This is a genomic window from Pseudomonas ulcerans (genome assembly GCF_036324125.1).
Taxonomy (GTDB): domain Bacteria; phylum Pseudomonadota; class Gammaproteobacteria; order Pseudomonadales; family Pseudomonadaceae; genus Aquipseudomonas; species Aquipseudomonas ulcerans.
In genome coordinates this window covers 184,238-208,930 of sequence record NZ_JAZDQN010000003.1, presented here as the reverse complement: position 1 = coordinate 208,930, position 24,693 = coordinate 184,238, and the positions used below count along the sequence as shown (strand labels likewise).

Annotated in this window: 22 protein-coding genes and 2 pseudogenes; 15 read left to right on the top strand and 9 right to left on the bottom strand. The window is 64.4% G+C overall.

What is annotated here, in order from left to right:
- Positions 1-120 precede the first annotated feature (120 nt).
- The 6 genes from V0R59_RS04490 to V0R59_RS04465 all read left to right on the top strand — a co-directional run bounded on the left by V0R59_RS04490 (position 121) and on the right by V0R59_RS04465 (position 4,935).
- Positions 121-1,011: an acyl-CoA dehydrogenase family protein gene (locus V0R59_RS04490; RefSeq protein WP_330073350.1), complete on the top strand. Its 891-nt coding sequence runs from the start codon at positions 121-123 to the stop codon at positions 1,009-1,011.
- 162 nt (positions 1,012-1,173) lie between these two features.
- Positions 1,174-2,196, top strand: a complete 1,023-nt coding sequence (locus tag V0R59_RS04485; RefSeq protein ID WP_330073351.1) for a serine hydrolase domain-containing protein — start codon at positions 1,174-1,176, stop codon at positions 2,194-2,196.
- Positions 2,193-2,489, top strand: coding sequence for an amidase (locus V0R59_RS04480; RefSeq protein ID WP_330073352.1), 297 nt, complete (start codon positions 2,193-2,195; stop codon positions 2,487-2,489). The genes V0R59_RS04485 and V0R59_RS04480 overlap by 4 nt, the downstream gene beginning before the upstream one ends.
- Positions 2,490-2,534: 45 nt before the next feature.
- Positions 2,535-3,116: a YceI family protein gene (locus V0R59_RS04475; protein WP_330073353.1), complete on the top strand. Its 582-nt coding sequence runs from the start codon at positions 2,535-2,537 to the stop codon at positions 3,114-3,116.
- A 1-nt stretch (position 3,117) separates the two neighbouring features.
- Positions 3,118-4,275: a phospholipase D-like domain-containing protein gene (locus V0R59_RS04470; RefSeq protein WP_330073354.1), complete on the top strand. Its 1,158-nt coding sequence runs from the start codon at positions 3,118-3,120 to the stop codon at positions 4,273-4,275.
- 78 nt (positions 4,276-4,353) lie between these two features.
- Complete coding sequence (locus tag V0R59_RS04465; protein WP_330073355.1) at positions 4,354-4,935, top strand: DJ-1/PfpI family protein; 582 nt, start codon at positions 4,354-4,356, stop codon at positions 4,933-4,935.
- 84 nt (positions 4,936-5,019) lie between these two features.
- On the opposite strand, the gene V0R59_RS04460 is transcribed toward V0R59_RS04465, so the two are convergent.
- Complete coding sequence (locus tag V0R59_RS04460) at positions 5,020-6,543, bottom strand: fumarate hydratase (protein ID WP_330073356.1); 1,524 nt, start codon at positions 6,541-6,543, stop codon at positions 5,020-5,022.
- Positions 6,544-6,813: 270 nt separating this feature from the next.
- Here V0R59_RS04460 and V0R59_RS04455 point away from each other — a divergent pair, with 270 nt between their 5' ends.
- Positions 6,814-7,752, top strand: a complete 939-nt coding sequence (locus V0R59_RS04455; RefSeq protein ID WP_330073357.1) for an iron-sulfur-binding ferredoxin reductase — start codon at positions 6,814-6,816, stop codon at positions 7,750-7,752.
- Positions 7,753-7,912: 160 nt separating this feature from the next.
- On the opposite strand, the gene pyk is transcribed toward V0R59_RS04455, so the two are convergent.
- On the bottom strand, positions 7,913-9,364 hold the full coding sequence (pyk, locus tag V0R59_RS04450) for a pyruvate kinase (protein ID WP_330073358.1): 1,452 nt from the start codon (positions 9,362-9,364) through the stop codon (positions 7,913-7,915).
- A gap of 203 nt (positions 9,365-9,567) precedes the next feature.
- Here pyk and V0R59_RS04445 point away from each other — a divergent pair, with 203 nt between their 5' ends.
- The 3 genes from V0R59_RS04445 to sbcB all read left to right on the top strand — a co-directional run bounded on the left by V0R59_RS04445 (position 9,568) and on the right by sbcB (position 11,942).
- Positions 9,568-9,954, top strand: a complete 387-nt coding sequence (locus tag V0R59_RS04445) for a tetratricopeptide repeat protein (protein WP_330073359.1) — start codon at positions 9,568-9,570, stop codon at positions 9,952-9,954.
- 147 nt (positions 9,955-10,101) lie between these two features.
- Positions 10,102-10,461 carry a PilZ domain-containing protein gene (locus tag V0R59_RS04440; RefSeq protein ID WP_330073360.1) on the top strand — a complete coding sequence of 120 codons (360 nt, stop codon included), beginning with the start codon at positions 10,102-10,104 and terminating at the stop codon, positions 10,459-10,461.
- A 41-nt stretch (positions 10,462-10,502) separates the two neighbouring features.
- A complete protein-coding gene (gene sbcB, locus V0R59_RS04435) occupies positions 10,503-11,942 on the top strand; it encodes an exodeoxyribonuclease I (protein WP_330073361.1) in 1,440 nt (479 codons plus the stop codon).
- A gap of 58 nt (positions 11,943-12,000) precedes the next feature.
- Here the strand turns inward: sbcB and mvaT are convergent, their stop codons facing one another.
- The gene (gene mvaT / locus V0R59_RS04430; RefSeq protein WP_330073362.1) at positions 12,001-12,381 is read right to left on the bottom strand and encodes a histone-like nucleoid-structuring protein MvaT; all 381 of its coding nucleotides are present in this window, start codon (positions 12,379-12,381) and stop codon (positions 12,001-12,003) included.
- Between the two features lie 313 nt (positions 12,382-12,694).
- On the opposite strand from mvaT, the gene purU reads away from it, so the two are divergent.
- Entirely contained in the window at positions 12,695-13,546 is an 852-nt protein-coding gene (gene purU / locus V0R59_RS04425; protein WP_330073363.1) for a formyltetrahydrofolate deformylase, read from the top strand.
- A 17-nt stretch (positions 13,547-13,563) separates the two neighbouring features.
- A pseudogene (locus V0R59_RS31835) lies at positions 13,564-13,704 on the top strand (hypothetical protein); the annotation flags it as partial.
- Here V0R59_RS31835 and V0R59_RS04420 read toward each other — a convergent pair.
- The 4 genes and pseudogenes from V0R59_RS04420 to V0R59_RS04405 form a co-directional block, all read right to left on the bottom strand.
- A complete protein-coding gene (locus tag V0R59_RS04420; RefSeq protein ID WP_330073364.1) occupies positions 13,705-14,694 on the bottom strand; it encodes a lysylphosphatidylglycerol synthase transmembrane domain-containing protein in 990 nt (329 codons plus the stop codon).
- Positions 14,691-15,464: a polysaccharide deacetylase family protein gene (locus V0R59_RS04415; RefSeq protein WP_330073365.1), complete on the bottom strand. Its 774-nt coding sequence runs from the start codon at positions 15,462-15,464 to the stop codon at positions 14,691-14,693. Before V0R59_RS04415 ends, V0R59_RS04420 begins: the two co-directional genes overlap by 4 nt.
- Positions 15,457-16,581 carry a glycosyltransferase family 4 protein gene (locus V0R59_RS04410; RefSeq protein WP_330073366.1) on the bottom strand — a complete coding sequence of 375 codons (1,125 nt, stop codon included), beginning with the start codon at positions 16,579-16,581 and terminating at the stop codon, positions 15,457-15,459. The genes V0R59_RS04415 and V0R59_RS04410 overlap by 8 nt, the downstream gene beginning before the upstream one ends.
- A 144-nt stretch (positions 16,582-16,725) precedes the next feature.
- Positions 16,726-17,883, bottom strand: a pseudogene (locus tag V0R59_RS04405) (methyl-accepting chemotaxis protein); the annotation flags it as partial.
- A 144-nt stretch (positions 17,884-18,027) separates the two neighbouring features.
- On the opposite strand from V0R59_RS04405, the gene V0R59_RS04400 reads away from it, so the two are divergent.
- Positions 18,028-19,503 carry a helicase HerA-like domain-containing protein gene (locus tag V0R59_RS04400; RefSeq protein ID WP_330073367.1) on the top strand — a complete coding sequence of 492 codons (1,476 nt, stop codon included), beginning with the start codon at positions 18,028-18,030 and terminating at the stop codon, positions 19,501-19,503.
- Between the two features lie 63 nt (positions 19,504-19,566).
- Here V0R59_RS04400 and V0R59_RS04395 read toward each other — a convergent pair whose 3' ends face one another.
- Positions 19,567-21,039 (bottom strand): inorganic phosphate transporter, encoded by a 1,473-nt coding sequence (locus V0R59_RS04395; RefSeq protein WP_330073368.1) that lies wholly within the window; start codon positions 21,037-21,039, stop codon positions 19,567-19,569.
- 334 nt (positions 21,040-21,373) lie between these two features.
- Complete coding sequence (locus tag V0R59_RS04390; protein ID WP_330073369.1) at positions 21,374-21,574, bottom strand: hypothetical protein; 201 nt, start codon at positions 21,572-21,574, stop codon at positions 21,374-21,376.
- Between the two features lie 545 nt (positions 21,575-22,119).
- On the opposite strand from V0R59_RS04390, the gene pcaR reads away from it, so the two are divergent.
- Together pcaR and V0R59_RS04380 are read left to right on the top strand one after the other, a co-directional pair.
- Positions 22,120-22,995 carry a pca regulon transcriptional regulator PcaR gene (gene pcaR, locus V0R59_RS04385; protein WP_330073370.1) on the top strand — a complete coding sequence of 292 codons (876 nt, stop codon included), beginning with the start codon at positions 22,120-22,122 and terminating at the stop codon, positions 22,993-22,995.
- A 277-nt stretch (positions 22,996-23,272) separates the two neighbouring features.
- On the top strand, positions 23,273-24,619 hold the full coding sequence (locus V0R59_RS04380) for an MFS transporter (RefSeq protein ID WP_330073371.1): 1,347 nt from the start codon (positions 23,273-23,275) through the stop codon (positions 24,617-24,619).
- Positions 24,620-24,693 lie beyond the last annotated feature (74 nt).

Genomic DNA, 24,693 nt, shown 5'->3' with positions numbered 1-24,693 from the left:
TAAGCCAGCCATGGGGTTGCGGCCGGTCGACTTTGTTGTGCAAGCTCAGACTAGGTAGAGGGGGTGTCACCCCCGTGAATGTTTGGTGATGCTTGTATGACAGCCCCCAAGGAGCCTTTCATGAGCTGGTTGGAACGCCTGAATCGACCCCTCGCGCAACCCCTGCTGGAGAACCTTGGCGACACCTGGGCCGGCTTGCTGGATCGCCTGGGGCCGGTGTCGCCGTTCGAGCTGGCGGTCCTCGGTGGCCAGGCCATGCCGACGCCGGGGCTGGCGTTCCTCGCCGGCTACCAGGCGGCGCTGCGGGTGCTCTGGCCCAGCGCGCCGGACAGCCTTGGCGCCCTGTGTGCCAGCGAAAAACGCAGCGTGCGCCCGGCGGACATGGCGATGCGCCTTGATCTGCAAGCCCTGCGCCTGGAGGGCAGCAAGGACTTCGTCACCTGCGGCCCCGATGCCGACTGGCTGTTGGTGGCGGCACGCAGCGAGCTGCCGGGGGACGCGCCGCAGGTGAGCCTGGCGGTGGTCTATCCCGGTGAGCCCGGGGTGCGCCTCGATCCGCTGCCGGCGTTGCCGCTGATGCCGGAAGTCGGGCATGCCCGCCTGCACCTGGAGCAGGCATTGTGCGAGCGGCTGGCGGGGGATGGCTGGGATGGCTATGTGAAACCGTTTCGCTCGCTGGAAGACCTTTATGTGCTGAGTGCCCTGGCGGCTTGGCTGTACGGCATCGGACGTGCCAATGGCTGGGACCAGGGCCTGATGCTGCGTCTGCTGGCATTGCTCGCGGGCTGTGCCGAAGGCAGCCGGCAGAGCGCCGAGTCGCCAGCCTGCCATCTGCTGCTGGGCGGGTTGTTCGCCCAGTTCGGCGGGATGCGTGACGAGATCAACAAGGCGTTGGCGGGCACCGAGGGCGAGTGGGCCAACCTGTGGATGCGTGACCAGGGCATCCTGGAGATTGCCAGTGCTGCACGGGCCAAGCGTCTGGCCAAGGCCTGGAACGGTATCGCAGGCTGACCGCGCATCCCTTGTGGGAGCGGGTTTACCCGCGATTGCAGCAGTGAATCCAGCACCGTAATCGCGGGTGAACCCGCTCCCACAGGGGATGCGTCCGGCTGTTCCACCAGTTGTCACGAACTCGGGCTACGCTTGCCCGGTCACGCTCCCCGGGTACAGACCATGCGCACCGCGCTCCTTGCCATCCTGTTCTTCCTCTCCAGCCCAACCTTTGCCAATGAGGCAGACCTCCGCGCCTACGCCTTCCCGCCGCGCAACGAGCAGACCCGCGAAGGCGTGCGCACCGATGCGCTGCTGGTGATCCAGGACGGCAAGGTGGTCTTCGAGCAGTACGCCTCCCCGACCGGCCCGGACACCCCGCACCTGACCTGGTCCATCAGCAAGAGCGTCCTGGCCACGGTCCTCGGTGTGGCCTACGGCGAAGGCCGCTTCCAGCTGGACGACCCCGCCGCCAGGTTCTACCCGCCGATGCAGGCCCACCCGCAGGTGCGTATCCAGGACCTGCTGCACTGGGCCAGCGGCCTCGGCTGGCAGGAAGACTACGAATACGCACCGCTGAAATCCTCGGTGGTGGCGATGCTCTACACCACGGGCCGCAGCGATATGGCCGGGTTCACCGCCGCTCATGAGCGTGCCGCTGCGCCGGGCGAGCGCTTCCTCTATTCAAGTGGCGACAGCAATGTCCTGGCCGCCGCGTTGCGGCAGATGGTCGGGCCCGAGCGCTATCCCGAGTATCCCTGGCGCGCACTGTTCGAGCCCCTCGGCATCGACAAGGCAGTCTGGGAACGGGACGCCCAGGGCACCTTCGTCGGCTCTTCCTACCTCTACATGACCGCCCGGGAGCTGGCCCGGATCGGCCAGCTGATGCTCGACGATGGCCGCTGGCAAGGCCGCCAGTTGCTCCCGGCGCAGTGGGTGGCCTTCAACCTGCGGCCCTTCGCCGGGGCCGGCGGGCCACCTGGCGAAGCCATGCCCGGCGGCCACTGGTGGCTGAACAGCAACGCGGCCTGGCCCGACGCGCCAGGCGATACCTTCGCTGCCCTCGGCCACTGGGGCCAGGCCCTGTATGTGCTGCCCAGGCAACGGCTGGTGATCGTGCGCTACGCCGACGACCGCGACGGCAGCTTCCAGCACAATACCCTGCTGCGCCAGGTCCTGGCCGCCTTTCCCGGAGAGCAGCCATGAAGCGCCTGCTGTTGTTGATCGTCCTTGGCCTGTTGGTGTGGGGCTGGTCCGAACGGGCGGCGCTGAGCGCCTTTCCCGGCATACTCAGCGCCTACACGGCGAAGGAGTACTGCTCGTGCCGCTATGTCACGGGCTTCGATCCCGAGTACTGCCTGGGCTATGTGAAGCAGTGGCTGCCCCTCAGTGCGCTGCGTGACGATGAGCAGGCCCGGGAGGTGTTTGCCAGTGGCCTGGGGCGTGACGCCCGTGCCCGCTGGCAAGGCCCGCGCGAGGGCTGTCGCTTGCTGCCATGAGGACGGACGGTTAAGGTTGAGCGCCAAAGTGTTTCAGGATTTCGCATGCCCACCTCGCTCCGCCTCCTGCTCGCCGCGCTGGCGATCGTCTGCCTTCCCGCCCAGGCCAACTGGTACCTGGACAACGAGTCATCGCGCCTTTCCTTCATCACCAGCAAGAACGGCGACGTGTCCGAAGTGCACCGCTTCCTGGTGCTGCACGGCAAGGTCGACCGCAAGGGCGCGGCCGAGCTTGAAGTCGAGATGGAATCGGTCAGCAGCGGCATCCCCCTGCGCGACGAACGCATGCGCAAGGACCTGTTCGTCGTCGACACCTTCCCCGACGCGACAATCCGCGCCCAGCTCGACCTGCGCCCGATCAACGACCTGGCCAACGGCGCCCAGCTGGAACTGCGCCTGCCGGTCAACGTCACCCTGCACGGCAAGACCCACAGCTACAACGCCCAGCTCCTGGCGACCCGCCTCGACGAGCGGCGCTTCCAGGTGGTGACCCTGGAGCCGCTGGTCCTGCGTGCCGAGCACTTCGACCTGGCGCCTGGCCTGGAGACCCTGCGCAAGGCCGCCGGGCTGAAGTCGATCAACCTCTCGGTGCCGGTGGGTGCGGTGCTGATCTTCACGGCGCGCTGACATGGCCGGGCCGGTCTTTCCCTGGCGCTCCGGCAATCAATTCGAACTGCTGATCGACGGACCGGCGTTTTTCCCGCTGATGCTCACCGCCATTGCCCGCGCCGAGTTCCAGGTCGACCTGGAGCTGTACCTGGTGGAGGCGGGGGCCTGCGCCGAGGCCATGGTCCTGGCGCTGGTCAGCGCCGCGGAGCGGGGCGTGCAGGTGCGCTGCCTGTTCGATGACTATGGTTCGCTGGCCTTCACCCTGGGCCTGCGCCAGCGCCTGCAGGCGGCCGGGGTCGAGCTGCGCTGGTACAACCGGCTGCGCTGGCGACGGGGTTTGCGCAACCTGTATCGCGACCATCGCAAGATCCTGCTGGTGGACCAGTCCGTTGCCTGGGTCGGTGGTACCGGGGTCACCGACGAGTTCTGGCAGCCAGCCGAGAACACCAGCGAATGGCACGAAGTCATGGTGCAGATCCAGGGGCCGCTGGTGGCCGACTGGCAGATGCTCTTCGACCGCCAATGGCGGGCCAACCCGCGGCGGGTTGCCTGGCGACCGCCGACCCACTTCGGCCTGCCGCGCCTGCCACGCTTGCCGGTCAGTGGCGAAGGGCTGGGCCGGGTGGCCTACGCCGACGCCCGTCAGCACCGCGACATCCTGCAATCGCTGGTCCGTGCCCTGAACAGCAGTCAGCAGCGTATCTGGCTGGCGACCCCGTATTTCCTGCCGACCTGGAAGGTCCGCCGCGCCCTGCGCCGCGCCGCCTCCCGTGGCGTCGATGTGCGCCTGCTGCTGACCGGTCCGCGCACCGATCACCCGTCGGTGCGCTACGCCGGTCATCGTTATTACCCGAGGCTGTTGCGCGCCGGGGTGAGGATCTTCGAATACCAGCCGTGCTTCCTGCACCTGAAGATGGTGGTGGTGGACGACTGGGTCAGCGTCGGTTCGTGCAACTTCGATCACTGGAACCTGCGCTTCAACCTCGAAGCCAATGTCGAGGCCATCGATCCGGGGCTGAACCGGGCGGTGAGCGAAAGCTTCGTCCGCGACTTCGCCTTGAGCAAGGAGGTCAGTCTCGACGACTGGCGTGCCCGGCCGCTGTGGCGACGGGTGCAGCAGCGGATCTGGGGCTGGCTCGACCGGTTGGTGGTGAACCTGCTGGATCGGCGCGACTAACGTCTTGACCCGCAAACCGCTGACAAGGTCTAACGTGTCTGGGTAGATTTTTCCCTGTGCACTAAAGGAGATCATGCGATGGCGGCGAAGAAGATTCTGATGCTGGTGGGCGACTACGTCGAAGACTACGAAGTGATGGTGCCGTTCCAGGCGCTGCAGATGGTCGGGCATACCGTGCATGCGGTGTGTCCGGGCAAGCAGGCCGGCCAGTCGGTGCGCACGGCGATCCATGATTTCGAGGGCGACCAGACCTACAGCGAAAAACCGGGGCACAACTTCGGCCTCAACTTCGATTTCGCCAAGGTCAAGGCAGAGGATTACGACGCCCTGGTGATCCCCGGCGGCCGTGCCCCCGAGTACCTGCGCCTGAACGAGGAGGTGCTGGCGCTGGTCAAGGCCATCGACCAGGCGGGCAAACCGATCGCGGCCGTCTGCCATGGGGCCCAGCTGCTGGCAGCGGCGGGCGTGCTGGAAGGGCGCGAGTGCAGCGCCTACCCGGCCTGTGCGCCGGAAGTGAAGCTGGCCGGTGGTCGCTATGTCGACATCGAGGTGACCCAGGCCCACGTCCAAGGCAATCTCGCCACGGCTCCGGCCTGGCCGGCCCACCCGGCCTGGCTGGCAGGCTTCCTCGGCTTGCTGGGTACCCGCATCACCCTGTGACGGCCGGGCAATAAAAAAGCGGCGTGGGAAAACCCACGCCGCTTTTGCCTTTCACTTCAAGCTTGCCGCTTGAGGCTTGGGACTTTACTTCACTTCCACCGCCAGGCTTTCGGCGATCTTGCTCTGCCAGATCGCAGGACCGGTGATGTGTACCGACTCACCCTTGCTGTCCACCGCGACGGTGACCGGCATGTCCTTGACCTCGAACTCGTAGATCGCTTCCATGCCCAGTTCGGCGAAGGCCAGGACCTTGGATTTCTTGATCGCCTGGGCCACCAGGTACGCAGCACCGCCGACGGCCATCAGGTACACGGCCTTGCTGTCCTTGATCGCGTCGATGGCGGTCGGGCCGCGCTCGGACTTGCCGATCATGCCCAGCAGACCGGTCTGCTCGAGGATCTGGCGGGTGAACTTGTCCATGCGGGTGGCGGTGGTCGGACCGGCTGGGCCAACGACTTCCTCGCGCACCGGATCGACCGGGCCGACGTAGTAGATGAAGCGGCCTTTCAGGTCCACCGGCAGCTCTTCGCCGCGGTTGAGCATCTCGACCATGCGCTTGTGCGCGGCATCGCGACCGGTGAGCATCTTGCCGTTGAGCAGGATGGTCTCGCCCGGCTTCCAGCTCTGCACGTCTTCCGGGGTCAGGGTGTCGAGGTCGACACGGCGGGCCGATGGGCCGGCTTCCCAGACGATTTCCGGGTAGGCGTCCAGCGACGGCGCTTCCAGTTCGGCCGGGCCGGAGCCGTCGAGCACGAAGTGGGCGTGACGGGTGGCGGCGCAGTTCGGGATCATGCACACCGGCAGCGAGGCGGCGTGGGTCGGGTAGTCCATGATCTTCACGTCGAGCACGGTGGTCAGGCCGCCCAGGCCCTGGGCACCGATGCCCAGCTGGTTGACCTTGTCGAACAGCTCCAGGCGCAGTTCCTCGATGCGGTTCTGCGGGCCACGGGCTTTCAGCTCATGGATGTCGATGGATTCCATCAACACTTCCTTGGCCATCACCGCGGCCTTCTCGGCGGTACCGCCGATGCCGATGCCGAGCATGCCTGGCGGGCACCAGCCGGCACCCATGGTCGGGACGGTCTTGAGAACCCAGTCGACGATCGAGTCGGACGGGTTGAGCATGGCCATCTTCGACTTGTTCTCGGAGCCGCCGCCCTTGGCCGCGACGTCCACTTCCACGGTATTGCCCGGGACGATGGAGTAGTGGATGACCGCCGGGGTGTTGTCCTTGGTGTTCTTGCGGGCACCGGCCGGGTCGGCCAGGATCGAGGCGCGCAGGACGTTGTCCGGCAGGTTGTAGGCGCGACGCACGCCTTCGTTGATCATGTCGTCGACGCTCATGGTGGCGCCGTCCCAGCTCACGTCCATGCCGACGCGGACGAACACGGTGACGATACCGGTGTCCTGGCAGATCGGGCGGTGGCCGGTGGCGCACATGCGCGAGTTGATCAGGATCTGGGCGATGGAGTCGCGCGCGGCGGGCGACTCTTCACGCAGGTAGGCCTCGTGCATCGCCTGGATGAAATCGACGGGGTGGTAGTACGAAATGAATTGCAGGGCATCGGCGACGCTCTGAATCAGGTCGTCTTGCTTGATCACGGTCATGCAGCGCGCTCCTCTTAAACACGGGAACATTCAATAAGGTATTCCGACGCGGACAGGCCGAGTTGTCGAAACGACCTTTCAGAAGCGCCGCGACAAAATGTCCGACGCAAAAAAGGCGCGGCAGTATAGCGCGCCTCGGCGGTTGGTACACGCGCCAGTGGTCCAACCATGGTCGGTGATCGCCCGGCATCGTTTTTGCTGTTTGCCCTTGGCCTGTCCAATAGAACAGGCCTAGATTGGCGTACGAATATTTTCTGGAGATGAGCTTCGATGCCCGAACTGCGTGTCGGCGACCAGCAGTGGTCGGTCGCGCCCGGCAGCAACCTGCTCGATGCGCTGAATGCGGCGGGTTGTGGCGTGCCCTACAGCTGCCGGGCAGGGAGTTGCCATGCCTGCCTGGTGCGTTGCCTGGAGGGCGAGCCCGGTGATGAGCGGCCCGAGGCGTTGAGTGCCGCGCAGCGCGAGCGTGGCTGGCGCCTGGCCTGCCAGTGCCGGGTCGACGGGGACCTGCGCGTGGCGCTGTTCGATCCGCGGGTGGATGGCCAGCCGGCACGGGTGGTGGCGGCGGACTGGCTGGGGGGCGAGGTGTTGCGTTTGCGCCTGCAGGCGTTGAACGGCCTGCGTTACCAAGTGGGGCAGCACCTGTTGCTGTGGAACGCCGATGGCGTCGCGCGCCCGTACTCGCTGGCGAGCGTCCCGGGCGAGGATCCGTGGCTGGAGTTCCATATCGATTGTCGGCAGCCGGGGGCGTTTTGCACGCCGGCGCGGCAACTCGCCGTGGGTGCGGAATTGCGCCTTGGCGAACTGCGCGCCGGCGCCTTGCAATACGACCCGGAGTGGCAGGACCGACCGCTCTGGTTGCTGGCGGCGGGCACCGGGTTGGCGCCGTTGTGGGGCATTCTGCGGGAGGCGTTGAGGCAGGGGCATCGCGGGCCGATCCGGCTGTTGCACCTGGCGCGTGATGGCGCGGGGCATTATCTGGCAGATGAGTTGAAGGAGAGGGCGGAGCGCTATCCGCAATTGCAGGTGGAACTGGTGACGCCCGGTGAATTGCCGGCGGCGCTGGCATCGCTGCGGGTGCAGTCGCGGCAGACGGTGGCGCTGGTGTGCGGGGCGCCGGGGAGTGTCGAAGAGTTCTCCCGCCGACTGTTCCTGGCCGGTGTGCCGCGCAACCAGGTGTATTCCGATCTGTTCGTGGGGCATGCCTGATTTCTGAGAGCGACCGCGTGCCCCTGTAGGAGCGGGTTTACCCGCGATTGCTATGCTGAACTCACTACAGTAATCGCGGGTAAACCCGCTCCCACAGGGGCTGTGGTCGCTCAAAAAAAACGCCCGGCTCAAGGCCGGGCGTTTTCATTCACAGCAGCGATCAAACCAGCGGATCACCGACATGCAGGATCTTCATGCCATTGGTGCCACCAATGGTGTGGTAGCTGTCGCCCTTGGTCAGGATGACCCAGTCGCCCTGTTCGACCACGCCGCGCTTGAGCAACTCGTCGACCGCCGCCTGGCTGACCTGCTCCGGTGGCAGCGCCGCCGGGTCGAACGGCACGGTGTAGACGCCGCGGAACATGGCCACGCGCGCCTGGGTCTCGCGGTGCGGGGAGAAGGCGAAGATCGGGATCGAGGAACGGATCCGCGACATGATCAGCGGGGTGTAGCCACTCTCGGTCAGGGCGATGATCGCCTTCACGCCCGGGAAGTGGTTGGCGGTGTACATGGCGGCCAGCGCGATGCTCTCGTCGCAACGGCTGAACTGGGTGCCCATGCGGTGGCTGGAGGTCTTGCTGGTCGGGTGCTTTTCCGCGCCCAGGCAGATCCGCGCCATGGCCTGCACCGCTTCCAGCGGGTAGGCACCGGCCGCACTTTCGGCCGAGAGCATGACGGCGTCGGTGTAGTCCAGCACGGCGTTGGACACGTCGGACACTTCCGCGCGGGTCGGCATCGGGTTCTGGATCATCGACTCCATCATCTGGGTCGCGACGATCACTGCCTTGTTGTGGCGGCGGGCGTGCAGGATGATCTTCTTCTGGATGCCCACCAGCTCGGCATCGCCAATTTCCACGCCGAGGTCGCCACGGGCAACCATCACTGCGTCACTGGCGCGGATCAGGCCGTCGAGGGTCTCGTCGTCGGCCACGGCTTCGGCGCGCTCGATCTTGGATACCAGCCAGGCGCTGCCGCCGGCTTCGTCGCGCAGGCGACGGGCGTATTCCATGTCGGAAGCGTCACGCGGGAAGGACACGGCCAGGTAGTCCAGGTCCATTTCCGCAGCCAGCTTGATGTCGGCCTTGTCTTTCTCGGTCAGGGCCGGCGCGGTCAGGCCGCCACCCTTGCGGTTGATGCCCTTGTGGTCGGACAGCGGGCCACCGATCAGCACCACGCAGTGCAGCGAGTCTGCGGTAGCGGTCTCGACGCGCATGACCACGCGGCCGTCGTCGAGCAGCAGTTCGTCACCGACGCCGCAGTCCTTGACCAGGTCCGGATAGTCGATGCCGACGATTTGCTGGGTGCCGTCGGTCAGCGGGTGGGCGGTGGAGAAAGTGAAGCGGTCACCGACCTTGAGTTCGATACGTTTGTTGGTGAACTTGGCGATGCGGATCTTCGGACCCTGCAGGTCGCCCAGCAGTGCCACGTGACGGCCATGACGCGCGGCGATTTCGCGGATCAGGCGGGCGCGGGCCTTGTGCTCGTCCGGGGTGCCGTGGGAGAAGTTCAGGCGGGCGACATCCAGGCCGGCAAGGATCAGCTGTTCGATCACTTCCGGTGAATTGCTGGCGGGGCCGAGGGTGGCAACGATTTTGGTGCGGCGGATGGTCATGCACAGACTCCTGTAGTGAAGCGCTGCGAAAGGCTACCCCGGAAATAGGCTGTAGTCATTGTTCCTTTGCACTACCTTGGGAGGGGTGTGGCTGGCGTTTGAACGGGTTTGGCGGAAGTTGTGAAGCGCTCGTGGTCAAACCCGGTGTCGACTATAGATTTGTCGGAAAACGCCGATATAGTGCTCAGCAAAGGAGAACCCCCATGCGAGCCCTGATTGTCTTGGCCCTGGCGACCAGTGTCGTCGGCTGCACCCGCTGGTCCATGGACCACCACCTGAACAATGCCTACCGTGCCTATGATCGCGGCGATTGCGAGCGGGTCACCCTGGAGCTGTCGCAGGTCGATCGCACCAGCCGCGCGCGCCCATTCATCTGGCCGGAAGCGGCGATGCTGCGCGGGCAGTGCCTGGAGCGGCAGAAGCTGTTCGTCGATGCGGCGCAGACCTATCAGTACATCATTCAGCAGTACCCGCGGAACGAATATGCCTACCGCGCCCGCGCCCGCCTGCAAACCCTTGAGCAGCTTGGCCACTATCGCGAAGGCGAGGCGGCGGTGCCGCGTCCCGCACCACTGGCGCCGCTGCGCTGATTGACCGTCGGGGCAATTTTCCGCTGGAAGCATTGCCCCGGTGTGCGCTACTCTGAATGCAACAGACTGTGTACAAAGAGCGTGCACCTGTACAAGACGGCACTAGCGCGACCCTGCTCTAAGGGTTATCCATTGCGATCCATTGCCATGTATAACGAGCGCCGAATCGAGCGTCACCTGCTCCCCTATTTCCTCAAGGTCTACAACCGTTTCACCGACCGGCCCATCGGTTACCTGGGCAACGCTTCGGAAGACGGCTTGATGTTGATCAGCACCCTGCCTTTGCTGGTCGGACCCGACTTTGAACTGCAGTTGCGTATTCCCGCCGAGGGCGGCAAATGGGAGCGCATCAGCCTGACTGCCAGCTGCCTGTGGTGTCACGAAGACGAAAGTCCCGGCTTCTATGACTCCGGCTTCATGCTGTTGCAGGCGCCACGAGAGTACGACCAGCTGGTCGGCGCCCTGCGTACCTACTTCAGTTTCCGGCCGTTGCCGACTTCGGCATGAGGTAGACTCCGGCGATTTCATCGTTCAGGACGAAGCCCGCCGTGAGCACCAGCATTTTCTGGCACGACTACGAAACCACCGGCATCAATCCGCGCTGCGACCGGCCCTTGCAGGTCGCTGGCGTGCGTACCGATCTGGACCTCAACGAGATCGAAGCGCCGGTCAATCTGTTCTGCCAGCCCAGCGACGATATCCTGCCGCATCCGGCTGCCTGCCTGATCACCGGGATCAGCCCGGCCCAGCTGGCCCGGGACGGGCTGGCCGAGGCCGACTTCATGACCCGGGTGCATGCCGAACTGGCGCGTCCCGGTACCTGCGGCGCGGGCTACAACACCTTGCGCTTCGACGATGAGGTGACCCGCTACAGCCTGTACCGCAACTTCTTCGATCCCTACGCCCGCGAATGGCAGGGCGGCAACAGTCGCTGGGACCTGATCGACACGGTCCGTACCGCCTATGCGCTGCGCCCCGAGGGTATCCACTGGCCGCGGGTGGACGGCCAGGTCAGCCTGCGCCTGGAACTGCTCAGCGCGGCCAACGGCATCCACCATGGCCAGGCCCACGAAGCGCTGTCCGATGTGCGCGCCACCATCGCCCTGGCCCGTTTGATCCGCGAGAAACAACCGCGTCTGTATGAGTGGTTGTTCGAACTGCGCAGCAAACAGAAAGTCCTCGACCAGGTTCGCTTGTTGCAGCCCCTGGTGCATATTTCCGGGCGCTTCTCGGCAGCGCGTAATTATCTCGGGGTGGTGCTGCCGTTGGGCTGGCATCCGAGCAATCGCAATGGCCTGATTGTTTGTGACCTGCACCAGGATATTGCACCGTTGCTGACGGAAGATTCCGAAGTATTGCGCCAGCGGTTATACACGCGCCGCGAGGAAATGCCTGAAGGACAATTGCCGGTTCCCTTGAAGTTGCTGCACATCAATCGTTGCCCGGTGGTGGCTCCATTGGCGGTATTGCGCAAGGAAGATCAGCAGCGCCTGGGTCTCGACATGTCCGAATTGCTACGCCGTGGTGAACAGCTGATTGCTGCTCGCGAGCAGTGGGAAGATAAATTGACGTCAATTTATTCGGGCTCCGATTTCGCCGCGAGTGAAGACCCGGAACAGCAACTCTATGACGGCTTTTTCGGTGATCGCGACCGGCGTTTATGCGAGCAGGTACGGATGGCCGATCCGCAGCAATTGGCAACGGGGCGCTGGATGTTCGATGACCCGCGTCTGACGGATTTGTTGTTCCGATATAGGGCTCGGAACTTTCCGGCGAGCCTCAGTGAAGCGGAGCAAGTGCAGTGGCGAACATTCTGCCAGCAGCGCCTGACTGATGAAGCGATGGGCGCGCCGCATACCCTGGCAGCGTTCGAGAGTGCTCTGGCTCAGGCCATGACGGGTGTAGAGGGCGCTCAGCGGGGACTGCTGGAGGAGTGGCGCCTACATGCCGCGCAATTGCGGCAGCGCCTTGGAATGGTGCAAATGTAAAGATTGTTTAATAAAAAACGCCGGCAGATGCCGGCGTTCTTTTTGATATGGGCGCAAATTAATCCAGCAGGGTAGCCCAGCCTTCAACCACGTCGCCGCCCCACTTGGCTTTCCACTCTTTCAGCGTCTTGTGGTTGCCGCCTTTGGTTTCGATGATTTCGCCATTGTGCGGGTTCTTGTATTGCTTGACCTTGCGCGCGCGCTTGGTGCCGGTAGTCTTGGCCGGGGCGCCGCGTTGGACCTTGTTCAGTTTTGCATCCGGATCCAGCAGGGCAATGATGTCTTTCAGCGATTTGCTGTAGGTCCCCATCAGCTCGCGCAGCTTCTTTTCGAACTCCAGTTCTTTCTGCAGCTTGTCGTCGGCGGACAGACTCTGCAGACGGGCTTGCAGTTCTTTGATGGCTTCTTCGGTAGCGCGATATTCGTTGATCAGGGACATGAGACGTTCCTTGGAAATTAGGGCATTGGGGATAACAGTGCCGCAATAATAGTCAGACAATTTGCCCAAGTAAACATTCAAGTGCCGTGCTCTTTCAATGTTTATTCCGGGACTGGATTGTGCGACGGGTACTTTACAAGTGCACATAGGCAAAATTCGCAACTAATTTAATGAGCCGCTTACCTCCTGATCTTGCGTCGCCGGGCAGCGCCTCCGGGGGACGGGCGCGGTGCCCGGATGTCACACGGATACTGTAGTTTTGCCGGGCAATCGTTAGAATGTGCGCCTTTGCGAAGTTCTGGAGTCCCCCTGCATGCGTACCTATCGGCTGGTGATCGCCTGTCCCGACCGTGTCGGCATTGTCGCCAAGGTCAGTAATTTCCTGGCCTCCCACAACGGCTGGATCACCGAAGCGAGCCACCACTCCGATGACCTGAGCGGCTGGTTCTTCATGCGTCACGAAATTCGTGCCGATACCCTGCCGTTCGGCATCGAGGCTTTCCGCGAAGCATTCGCCCCGATCGCCGAAGAGTTCTCCATGACCTGGCGGATCACCGACACCGACCAGAAGAAGCGCGTCGTGCTGATGGCCAGCCGCGAGTCGCACTGCCTGGCCGACCTGCTGCACCGCTGGCACAGCAACGAACTGGACTGCGATATCCCCTGCGTGATCTCCAACCACGACGATCTGCGCAGCATGGTGGAGTGGCACGGCATCCCGTTCTTCCACGTTCCGGTCGATCCGAAGGACAAGCAGCCGGCCTTCGCCGAGGTGTCGCGCCTGGTCAAGGAGCACGGTGCCGACGTGGTGGTGCTGGCGCGCTACATGCAGATCCTGCCGCCGCAGCTGTGCGAGGAATACGCCCAGCAGGTGATCAACATCCACCACAGCTTCCTGCCGTCCTTCGTCGGTGCCAAGCCGTACCACCAGGCCTCGCTGCGCGGCGTGAAGCTGATCGGCGCGACCTGCCACTACGTCACCGAGGAACTGGACGCCGGTCCTATCATCGAGCAGGACGTGGTCCGCGTCAGCCACAGCGACAGCATCGAGGACATGGTGCGCTTCGGTCGCGACGTCGAGAAGATGGTCCTGGCCCGTGGCCTGCGCTATCACCTCGAAGACCGCGTGCTGGTGCACGGCAACAAGACCGTGGTCTTCAACTGACCCGAGGGGGCGGTGCGATGAGCGATCCACTCGACAAAGCCACCGCCCATGCCCCGCCCACCCTGGGCGAGGGTTGCCTCAGCCGTTACGACCCGGATGCGCTGGACAGTGAGGACGGCACCGATTTTCCCGGTGCCGCCGAGCTGTGGCAGGCGCAGCTAGCGGCGAGCGGCGATCCGCTCCAGCAAGGGCTTGCCGAGCAGGCAGAGGAACACCGGCCCGCCGGCGACCAGGTAGAAGTAGTAGGTCACCACACGCCAGACCAGGACCGCGGCCGCCGCGGTTGACTTGCCCACCATGGGCGTGAGCAGCGCCGCCGAGGTCAGCTCCGCCGCCCCCGCGCCTCCTGGCAGCAGGCTGAACTGCCCCGCACTCAACGACAGCACCTGGACCAGGAAACTGGAGATCCACTGCAGGTTGCCGCCCAGTCCCAGCAATACCAGGTACAGCACGCTGTAGCGCAGCGCCCAGTGCAGGCAGGTCAGGCCGAATACCAGGGCAAGGATGCGTCGTGGCAGGCGCAAGGTTGTCTGGAACGCGCGGAAAAAATGCAGCAGCCGTCGCGCCCAACGCCGCCGTTTCGTTCCACCCACGCCCACGCGTTTCAGCAACCGCCCGTTCCAGCGCATCAGCCCGCGGCGCCAGCGCAGCAGCGCCACGGCCAGGCCGAGCACGCCGAGCATCAGCAGCGCGCTGCCGAGCAGCAGGCCTTCGAGGCTGCGCCCGAGGCGGTGGAACAGGGTGTAGATGACGATGCCCAGCACCGCGCAAAGAAAGAACAGCAGGTCGTTCAACTGGTCCATGGCGAACACCGCGCCGCTGTGGGCCGGTCGCACGCGGTCGCGTGACAGCAGCGCCATCAGGGTCAGCGGGCCGCCGCTGCCGCCGGGCGTGGTGCAGATGGCGAATTCGGTGGCCATGATCACCCCGAGACTGCGCAGTCGCCCGATCTTCTCTCCCTGGCTGCCCAGCAGCAGACGCAGGCGCAGGGCGTTGATGCCCCAGCAGCAGAGGATCATGGCGAACAGCGCCAGCAGCAGGCCGGGTGGAAAACTGCGCAGGCGCGGCAGCAGGTCGCTGCCGCCGAGCAGGGCTGGCACCAGCGCCGCCAGCAGCAACGCCGCCAGCAGCCAGCCGAGGCGGTTCATGTGCCGGGCCGGCTGGCCAGCCAGGCCAGCTTGGTCATGGGGATGCGCCCGTCCGCCAGCAGGTGCTGCAGGGTCCGTAGCCAATAGAGGCGAGAGAAATCATGGCGCATGTCCACCGGATGCAGGCCGAGGCGAATGGTGCTGGCGTCGCTCATGCGCCGTTCCTGCATTGCGCTGACCACTCTCGACAGGCCGCGCCGCCATGCACTGCGAGCACTCCAGACCAGGCCGGGGGCATCGATCCGGGTGAAGTCCGGCAGGCGATAGAGGTGCTGCGGATCGCTGGTGTAGTGCAGGGGCAACTGGCGCAGTGCCTGGCGCGTGCCCTCGCTCATCAGCCAGGCCGGGGCGACGAAGCCGCTCAAGGGCCAGTCCATGCGCTGGAACAGGTCGATGCCGTCGCCCAGCCGCTGCAGCGCCTGCTGCTGGCTGAGGCCGTAGAACTCGCCTTCCCAGGTGTAGATACGGCGCATGAAAAATTCGCCGGGGCTGCGTGGTGCGGGGCCGTCGTCGGCATGGTAGTAGCCGTGCAGCGCCAGTTCGTCACCGCGCACCAGGCGCTGTTCCATGGTCCGGCGGAAGATGCCGTCCCGCGCCACGGCACTGCGGTGGTGAAAATCCGGCACCACCAGCATCGTCATGGGGATATGCCCGAGGGCGTCCACGGCTTCGACGAAGGGCTGGTAGTCCGGCCAGGTTTCCGGGGCGACGTCATGCAGCACCAGCAGCACGCTGCGACCGGCGCTCGGACAGGCGTAAGGCTCAGGCATGGGCGCGCACCGGCAGGTCGTTGTAGCCGAGCACTGCGTGATAGTGGTCGAGCAGGCCGCTGACCACGCTGTCCCAGCTGTAGTGCTGCTCGACGTGCCGGCGCGCCTGGCGGCCGAGGTTTTCGCTACCGCGCTCGAAGACTTCCTGCACCGCCCTGGCCATGGCCGCGCCATCCCCCGGCGTGCACAACTGGCCGCAGGCCGGGTCGACGATCTCGGTGAAGGCCCCGGCCGCCACCGCCACCACGGGGGTGGCGCTGGCCATGGCTTCGAGGATGACCAGGCCGAAGGTCTCCTGGTCGCCGGCGTGCACCAGCAGGTCGGCACTGGCCAGCAGGCGCGCGACTTCGCTGGCGGGACGGAATTCGCCGAACACCGTGACGTTGTCCGGCACGTTGGCGGGCATGTGCGAGCCCACCAGCAGCAGGTGCCAGGGCTTGCCCAGGCGCTGGATGCAGTCCAGCAGCACCGGCAGGTTCTTCTCCCGCGAGCCGCGTCCGGCGAACACCAGCAGGCGCGTGTCGTCGGCCAGGCCCAGTTCGGCGCGCAGGTTCGGGTCGCGGCGCTCCGGGTGGAAGGTATTGAGGTCGACGCCGAGGCGCTGCACATGGACGTTGCCCACGCCGAGGCTGCGCAGCTTGTGGGCCATGACCTGGCTTGGCGCCAGGACCCGGTCGAAATTGCCGTAGAGCTTGCTGACATAGGCCTCGACGTTCGGCGTGAACCAGTTGCCCATGCGATTGCTGACCAGCAGCGGCAGGTCGGAGTGATAGAAGCCGATCACCGGCACGTCGAGGCGGCGCCGTGCGCCAAGGGCGGCCCAGGCGGTGAGGTAGGGATCGCCGACCTCGATCAGGTCGGGTTGCAGCTCGTGCAGTACGTTGCACCAGGGCGCCAGGCGCAGCGGGAAACGGTAGCCGTTGCCGAAGGGCAGGGGCGGTGCCGGTACTTCGTGGACTCCATTCTCGTGACGGGCGACAGGGCCGGGGATCAGCAGGCTGTGACGGACATTGGGGGCGAGGCCGAGGCGGCGGTGTTTGGCATCAAGGTAGGTACGCACACCGCCGCTGGCGGGGGCGTAGAACATGGTGATGTCGGCGATATGCACGATCAGCATCCCTCCGGGATCGTCTTCTGGACAGTCACGCGGTGTTCTGCGGCCGCGGTGACGCGCCTTAAGGTTGACCTACGGAAAGAATAGTTTGTTCGATTTGTAACAGCCGCACCCGGCGGCATGCAGCCGCCAGGTGGGTAGGGACATTTAGATGCGGAAGCTGCCGACCAGATGCTTCAGGCGGCCGGCCTGTTCTTCCAGGTCTGCGCAGGCGCGCAGGGTCGATTGCAGGTTCTCGACGCCTTCCTGGTTGAGCATGTTGATTTCGTTGATGTCCATGTTGATCGAGTCGACCACGGCGGTCTGTTCCTCGGTGGCGGTGGCCACCGACTGGTTCATGCCGTCGATCTCGCCGATGCGCTGGGTCACGCTGTTCAGGCGCTCGCCCGCCTGGTTGGCGATGTTCACGCTGTCGTGGCTGTGGCGCTGGCTCTGGCCCATGGTTTCTACCGATTCGCGGGCACCGACCTGCAGTTCCTCGATCATGTTCTGCACCTGCTGCGCCGACTCCTGGGTGCGGTGGGCCAGGTTGCGCACCTCGTCGGCGACCACGGCGAAGCCGCGACCGGCCTCACCGGCACGGGCCGCCTCGATGGCGGCGTTCAGTGCCAGCAGGTTGGTCTGCTGGGAAATGCTGGTGATCACTTCGAGGATCTGACCGATATTCACGGTCTTGCTGTTCAGCGTCTCGATATGGGTGCTGGAGGTGGAGATCATGTCCGACAGGCGATTCATCGCCTGGATGCTGCGATCCACCACCTGCTGGCCTTCCTCCGCCAGGTGCCGCGCCGAGCTGGCCTGTTGCGAGGCCTGGGCGGCGTTATGAGCGATTTCCTGGGCGGCGGCGCCAAGCTGGTTGATCGCCGCAGCGACGCTGTTGGTGCGGTTGCTCTGCTCGTCGGAGTTGACCATCGACGAGTTGGAGGCGCTGACCACCCGCAGGGCCACTTCATTGACATGCTCGGTGGCCGAGGCCACTTCGCGGATCGACTCGTGGATACGCCCGACGAAGTGGTTGAAGGCCTTGCCGAGCATGCCGAATTCGTCGTGGTTGTGGATGTTGAGGCGGCGGGTCAGGTCGCCTTCGCCCTGGGCGATGCCTTCCATTGCGCGGATCATGGTGTGCAGCGGACGCAGCAGGACGTTGATCAGCAGGCCCAGCAGGCCAATGATGATGGCAACGGCAATCACCGTGGCAATCACCGCCGACGTGCGGAACTTGCTCAGCATCGAGTAGGCTTTGTCCTTGTCTACTGCCAGGCCGATATACCAGTTGGCCGACGGCAGACCTTTCACCGGGGTGAAGCTGAGGATGGTCGGCTTGCCGTCCATTTCCACTTCGACCGGTTTCTTGTCCAGGCGCGGGGTGTTGTTCGGGAACAACTCGCCCATGCCCTTCATGGTCAGGTGCGGGTTCATACAAAAGCTTTATATGGAGGATGAAAAAACATGGTGGATTCCTCGCAATTCGTTCTTGGCGCCGACCTGGGTGGACAGCCGGTTTCCCAGGCCCTGCGCCTGGCCAATCGTCATGGCCTGGTGGCCGGCGCCACCGGCACCGGCAAGACCGTGACCCTGCAGCACCTGGCCGAGGCGTTCAGCGATGCCGGCGTCGCGGTTTTCGCCGCCGACGTCAAGGGCGACCTGTGCGGCCTGGGCGCGGCGGGCAATCCGCAGGGCAAGGTGGCCGAGCGTATCGCCGGCATGCCCTGGCTGAATCATCATCCCCAGGCGTATCCGGTGACCTTGTGGGATATCCACGGGCAGTCCGGCCATCCGTTGCGCACCACCCTCAGCGAAATGGGGCCGCTGTTGCTGGGCAACCTGCTGGAACTCAACGACAGCCAGCAGGCCGCGCTCTATGCGGCGTTCAAGGTGGCCGATCGTGAAGGCCTGCTGCTGCTGGACATCAAGGACCTCAAGGCGCTGCTCGGGCACCTCAAGGACAATCCGCAAGTGCTTGGCGAAGACAGCGCGCTGATGACCAGCGGTTCCAGCCAGGCCCTGTTGCGGCGCCTGGCGACCTTGGAGCAGCAGGGCGCCGAGGCGCTGTTCGGCGAGCCGGCGCTGCAACTGCAGGATCTGCTGCAACCGGCCAGCGACGGGCGCGGGCGTATCCATCTGCTGGATGCCAGCCGCCTGGTCCACGAGTCGCCAAAGGTCTATGCCACCTTCCTGCTCTGGCTGCTGGCCGAGCTGTTCGAGCAGTTGCCGGAGCGCGGCGATGCCGACAAGCCGTTGCTGGCGCTGTTCTTCGATGAGGCGCATCTGCTGTTCAGCGGCACGCCCAAGGCCTTGCAGGACCGCCTGGAACAAGTGGTGCGGCTGATCCGTTCCAAGGGTGTCGGGGTGTATTTCGTCACCCAGTCGCCAGGGGACCTGCCGGACGATGTCCTGGCCCAGCTCGGCCTGCGGATCCAGCACGGGCTGCGTGCATTTACCGCCAAGGAGCAGAAGTCGCTGCGGGCAGTGGCCGACGGCTTCCGCCCCAACCCGGCGTTCGACACCCTGGCGGTGCTGACCGAACTGGGGATTGGCGAGGCGCTGGTGGGCACCCTGCAGGACAAGGGCACGCCGGGGATGGTCGAGCGTGTGCTGATTGCGCCGCCGAAGTCGCGGATCGGGCCGTTGAGCGATGCCGAGCGGGCAGCGCTGGTGGCGGCTTCGCCGTTGGCCGGGCGCTACGACAAGCCGATCGACCGGGAGTCTGCCTATGAAATGCTGACCGCGCGCAAGGGCGAGGTGGCCGAGAAGCCGGCGGAGGCGGAAAAGGACGAGGAAAGCCTGGCGGACAAGGCCGGGGAGTTCCTGCAGAGCGCGGCGGGGCAGGCGATCAAGTCGGCGGTGCGGCAGGCGGCCAACCAGTTGGGGCGGCAGTTGGTGCGGGGGTTGATGGGGTCGTTGCTGGGTAGCAAGCGTAAATAGTGGCGCTGTCCCACCAAAAGCAGAAAAGGCGCCCGAAGGCGCCTTTTCTCATTGCTGCATCACTCAGTTGACGAACCGCGTGGAAATCCAGAACAGCCCCGCCGCCAGGCCCATCGACGCCGGCAGGGTCAACACCCAGGCCAGCAGGATGGTGCGCACGGTGCCGCCTTGCAGGCCGCTCTTGTTCGCCACCATGGTGCCCGCCACGCCGGACGACAGCACGTGGGTGGTGGAGACCGGCAGGCTGAAGATGTTGGCCATGCCGATGGCGCATGCCGCGGTGATCTGTGCCGACATGCCCTGGGCGTAGGTCATGCCCTGCTTGCCGATCTTCTCGCCGATGGTCAGCACCACCCGTTTCCAGCCGACCATGGTACCCAGGCCAAGGGCCAGGGCGACGGCGAGGATGACCCAGAACGGCGCGTACTCGGTGGTCGCGGTCAGGTCCTTGCGCAGCTTGTCGAGGTCGGCTTTCTCGCGGGCCTGCAGGCCTGGCAGCTTGCCGACTTTCTTCGCGGTGTCGTCCAGGCAGAGCAGGTAGCGGCGTACTTCGACGCGGGTTTCGGGGCTCAGTGCGCGGTAGTCGACGACGCCCGCCAGCGACTGCTGCAGCGCGGCGATGGTCGGCTCGGTCTGCTCCGGCTTGCAGCTGAACTGCTCTGGCAGGTCGCCCTTGGCCGCCTTGCCCAGGGCCAGGAACTCGCCCAGGGTCTCGTGGTTGCGCTCGTAGAACTGGCTCAGGTGCAGGGTCGCGTCGCGGGTCCGCTCGATCTGGTAGGTGGTGCTGTTCAGGTCGAGGACGAACTGCTGCGGCACGATGCCGATCAGCACCAGCATGATCAGGCCGATGCCTTTCTGGCCGTCGTTGGAACCGTGCACGAAGCTCACGCCCATGGCCGACATGATCAGCACCAGGCGGTTCCAGAACGGCGGGTGCTTCTTGTCGTCGAGCATGCGGCGCTGTTCCGGCGTCTTGTGCATCTTCGACAACGGGCGCCACCATTTCAGGCCGAGCAGTACCAGCGCGGCCACCAGGAAACCGGCCATCGGCGACAGTACCAGGGACATGCCGATATCGATCGCTTTCTGCCAGTTGACCCCATCACCCAGAGGGATGTCGTTGATCAGCGCGTTGGCCAGGCCGACACCGAGGATCGAGCCGATCAGGGTGTGCGAGCTGGACGCGGGGATGCCGAAGTACCAGGTGCCGAGGTTCCAGGCGATGGCTGCAGCCAGCAACGAGAAGACCATGGCCAGGCCGTGCCCGGTGTTGACGTTGATCAGCAGTTCCACCGGCAGCAGGTGGACGATGGCGTAGGCGACACCGACGCCGCCGAGCAGCACACCGAGGAAGTTGAAGACACCCGACGCGAAGACCGCCAGTTGTGGCGGCATGGCTTTGGTGTAGATGACAGTCGCGACCGCGTTCGCGGTGTCATGAAAGCCATTGATGAACTCGAAGGCGAGTACGAAGGTCAAGGCGAGGATGAGACTCACCAGTACCCACGCATCAAGTCCGCTGAATAATTCGATCATGAAGGTTTTCTGGCCCGGTCATAAGGGGGCGCGATTATGCCAGAAATCCCCCGTAATCAATGCACTGGCTGCTGACCAATGGACGGACCGGAAATGCCGTCTGCTCACCTGCATGGACGGGCCATGTTGCGAAAAAAGCGGCTAAAAACCACGAGAATGTGGATTTTTGAAGACAAAATCGCGAATTCTTCGTGTCGGAAAAATTTCAAACGACCGTATTAAATTTGTGAAAAACCATTACGGTTTCATCATCAAGGCGCAAGAACGGGGGGCGGGGTACCTGTTGTACGCAGGTACCGAAGCGATCCCGAACAAGGTCGAAGCGCTGTCGCCGTCAAGGCTCCTCGGGCTTGAGGTCCTGTTCCATCTTGCGCAGCTCTTCGGCGAAGACCTGGTCCATTACGGTGGCTCGCTTGCGCCACGGCTTGCGTTCCGGCTCGGGTTGCGCGGCATAGGTGGTTACTTCGCCGCCATAGACATCCTTGAAGCGTTGTTCCTGGCGCTCAAGTTCCGCGCGCAGTTCATCTTTCGTCACAGTGCTACCTGTCGATCAAAGTTACGCTGGCTTTTCGCGAAGGCGTTGTTGCGGGAGTTGCGTAACGCGCACGCGGCTACGGTTGCCAGGGTATTAATGGCTGTCGCAGCAACAGACTTTGGCTTGTGTCGACCTTTGCCTGGGTCTACACGGGGATCCGGAGCATTCGGACCTGGATCCCGAATGATGTGGCCCTTGGCGGGCGGCATCAGGTTTGGAGTATAGCAAGTGCCATCCGGATTCATACGCTCAATTAAGCAGCATGAGATATACGACATTAAAGCAAGGGATTTTGTTTCCCTCTTTTCCAGCAGGGAATATATCCAGGCAACAATCGCCGGACCGGCTTTTTAATCAGTTGAATAAAAAACGGCCTCGCTGGTGGGCGAGGCCGTACCCGGGACTTCACGGTGGGTACCTGACCAGTCTCTCCAAGAAGCCACAAGGGCGGAGGAAAGGTATAAGCAATTGTGGTCATTGGTCAATTGCGATTATCGGTCGATGGTTCGATAATCGCACCCGTGAGTGTGTGACCGAGGTGAGTCATGAGTGAAGAAACAACCCCCAAGGGATCTGGATTGAACGACAACGTGCGCAGTTCGTTTGCGTCGCTGGCGCCGCCCATCGTCGCGTCGCCGGCCAAGCGCATCCAGGCGTTCACCGGCGATCCGGACTTCATGACCTCCCTGGCCCGCGGGCTGGCGGTGGTGCAGGCGTTCCAGGAGCGCAAACGGCACCTGACGATCGCGCAGATCAGCCACCGCACCGAGATTCCCCGGGCGGCGGTGCGCCGTTGCCTGCATACCCTGATCAAGCTGGGCTACGCCACCACCGACGGGCGTACCTATTCGCTGTTGCCCAAGGTGCTGACCCTGGGGCATGCGTACTTGTCCTCGACGCCGCTGGCGGTCTCCGCCCAGCCGTACCTGGACCGTATGAGCGACCAGCTCCACGAGGCCTGCAACATGGCCACCCTGGAGGGCGACGACATCCTCTATATAGCCCGCTCGGCCACGGTGCAGCGGCTGATCTCGGTGGACCTGTCGGTGGGTGGGCGATTACCGGCCTATTGCACGTCCATGGGCCGCATCCTGCTCGCCGCGCTGGACGATGCCACCCTGCATGAATACCTGGAGCACGCCGACCTCCAGGCCAAGACCAGTCGCACCATCAACGACCCGCAGGCGCTGCTGGAATGCCTCCAGCTGGTACGCCAGCAGGGCTGGTGCATTGTCGATCAGGAGCTGGAGCAGGGCCTGCGCTCCATCGCCGTGCCGGTGTACGACGCCTCGGGCCAGGTGCTGGCTGCGCTCAATGTCAGCACGCATGCCGGGCGGGTCAGCCGCAGCGAGCTGGAACAGCGTTTCCTGCCGATCATGCTCGCCGCCAGTCGTGACCTGAGCACCCAGCTGTTCGCCTGATCGCGCAATCCTGTTCGATAAACGCACACAGATGCGTTTATCGAATTGCGCCGCCGCTGCGGCCTTATTAATGTCGCTCGCAACGGTCGGCCTGCCCCGACCGTCAATAATAATGAGCGAGAGGCAAAGTCCCATGACCCGCACGTCCTTCTACAGCCGTTCGTCCCCGCACCGACGACGCGCTGGCTAGTTTCACCTTCTCCGCCTTACTGATTCGTCTTTGCCTCGACGCGCGCGCGTCCGCTCGCTCCTGCGCGTCCATATCCGGATAACAATAATGAACAGCCCGCACGCTGCTATCGGAACACCCCTGGACGTCCAATCCTTCATCAACGCCCAGCCCCTGTCGCGTTATCAGTGGCGAGTGGTGATCCTGTGTTTCCTCATTGTCTTTCTCGACGGCCTGGATACCGCGGCCATGGGGTTCATCGCCCCGGCGCTGTCCCAGGACTGGGGTATCGACCGCGCCAGCCTCGGCCCGGTGATGAGTGCCGCGCTGATCGGCATGGTCTTCGGCGCCCTCGGTTCCGGTCCGCTGGCTGACCGCTTCGGGCGCAAGGTGGTGCTGGTTGGCGCGGTGCTGCTCTTCGGTGCCTTCAGCCTGGCTTCGGCCTACGCCACCAACGTCGACCAGTTGCTGGTGCTGCGCTTCCTGACCGGCCTGGGCCTCGGTGCCGGCATGCCCAATGCCACCACGCTGCTCTCCGAGTACACTCCGGAACGCCTCAAGTCGCTGCTGGTGACCAGTATGTTCTGCGGCTTCAACCTGGGCATGGCTGGCGGCGGTTTCATTTCTGCCAAGCTGATTCCGGCCTACGGCTGGCACAGTCTGCTGTTGATCGGCGGCCTGCTGCCGTTGCTGCTGGTGGTGGTGTTGATGGTGTGGCTGCCGGAGTCGGCGCGTTTCCTGGTGGTGCGCAACCGCGGTGTCGACAAGATCCGCAAGACCCTGGCGCCCATCGAACCGAACATCGTCGCCCAGGCCAGCAGCTTCAGCGTGCCCGAGCAGAAGACCGTCAAGAGCCGCAACGTACTGGCGGTGATCTTCTCCGGCACCTACAGCGTCGGCACCTTGCTGCTGTGGCTGACCTATTTCATGGGCCTGGTGATCGTCTACCTGCTGACCAGCTGGCTGCCGACCCTGATGCGTGACAGCGGCGCAAGCATGGAGCAGGCGGCGTTCATCGGCGCGCTGTTCCAGTTCGGTGGCGTGCTCAGTGCAGTGGCGGTGGGTTGGGCCATGGACCGCTTCAATCCGCACAAGGTCATCGGCACCTTCTACCTGCTGGCCGGAGTGTTTGCCTACGCGGTAGGGCAGAGCCTGGGCAACATCACCCTACTAGCGACGCTGGTACTGATCGCCGGCATGTGCGTGAACGGTGCGCAATCGGCGATGCCGTCGCTGGCCGCGCGCTTCTATCCGACCCAAGGGCGCGCCACCGGCGTGTCGTGGATGCTCGGGATTGGTCGTTTCGGCGCGATTCTCGGTGCCTGGATGGGCGCGACCCTGCTGGGTCTGGGCTGGAACTTCGAGCAGGTGCTGACGGCGCTGGTGATTCCCGCTGGCCTGGCGACCGTGGCGGTGATCGTCAAGGGTATGGTGAGCCATGCCGATGCGACCTGATTGATTTGCAGTGACCTTGTGGGAGCGGGTTCACCGGAACGCCGGACCGCCTCGATTGCGTCGGTGAATTCACT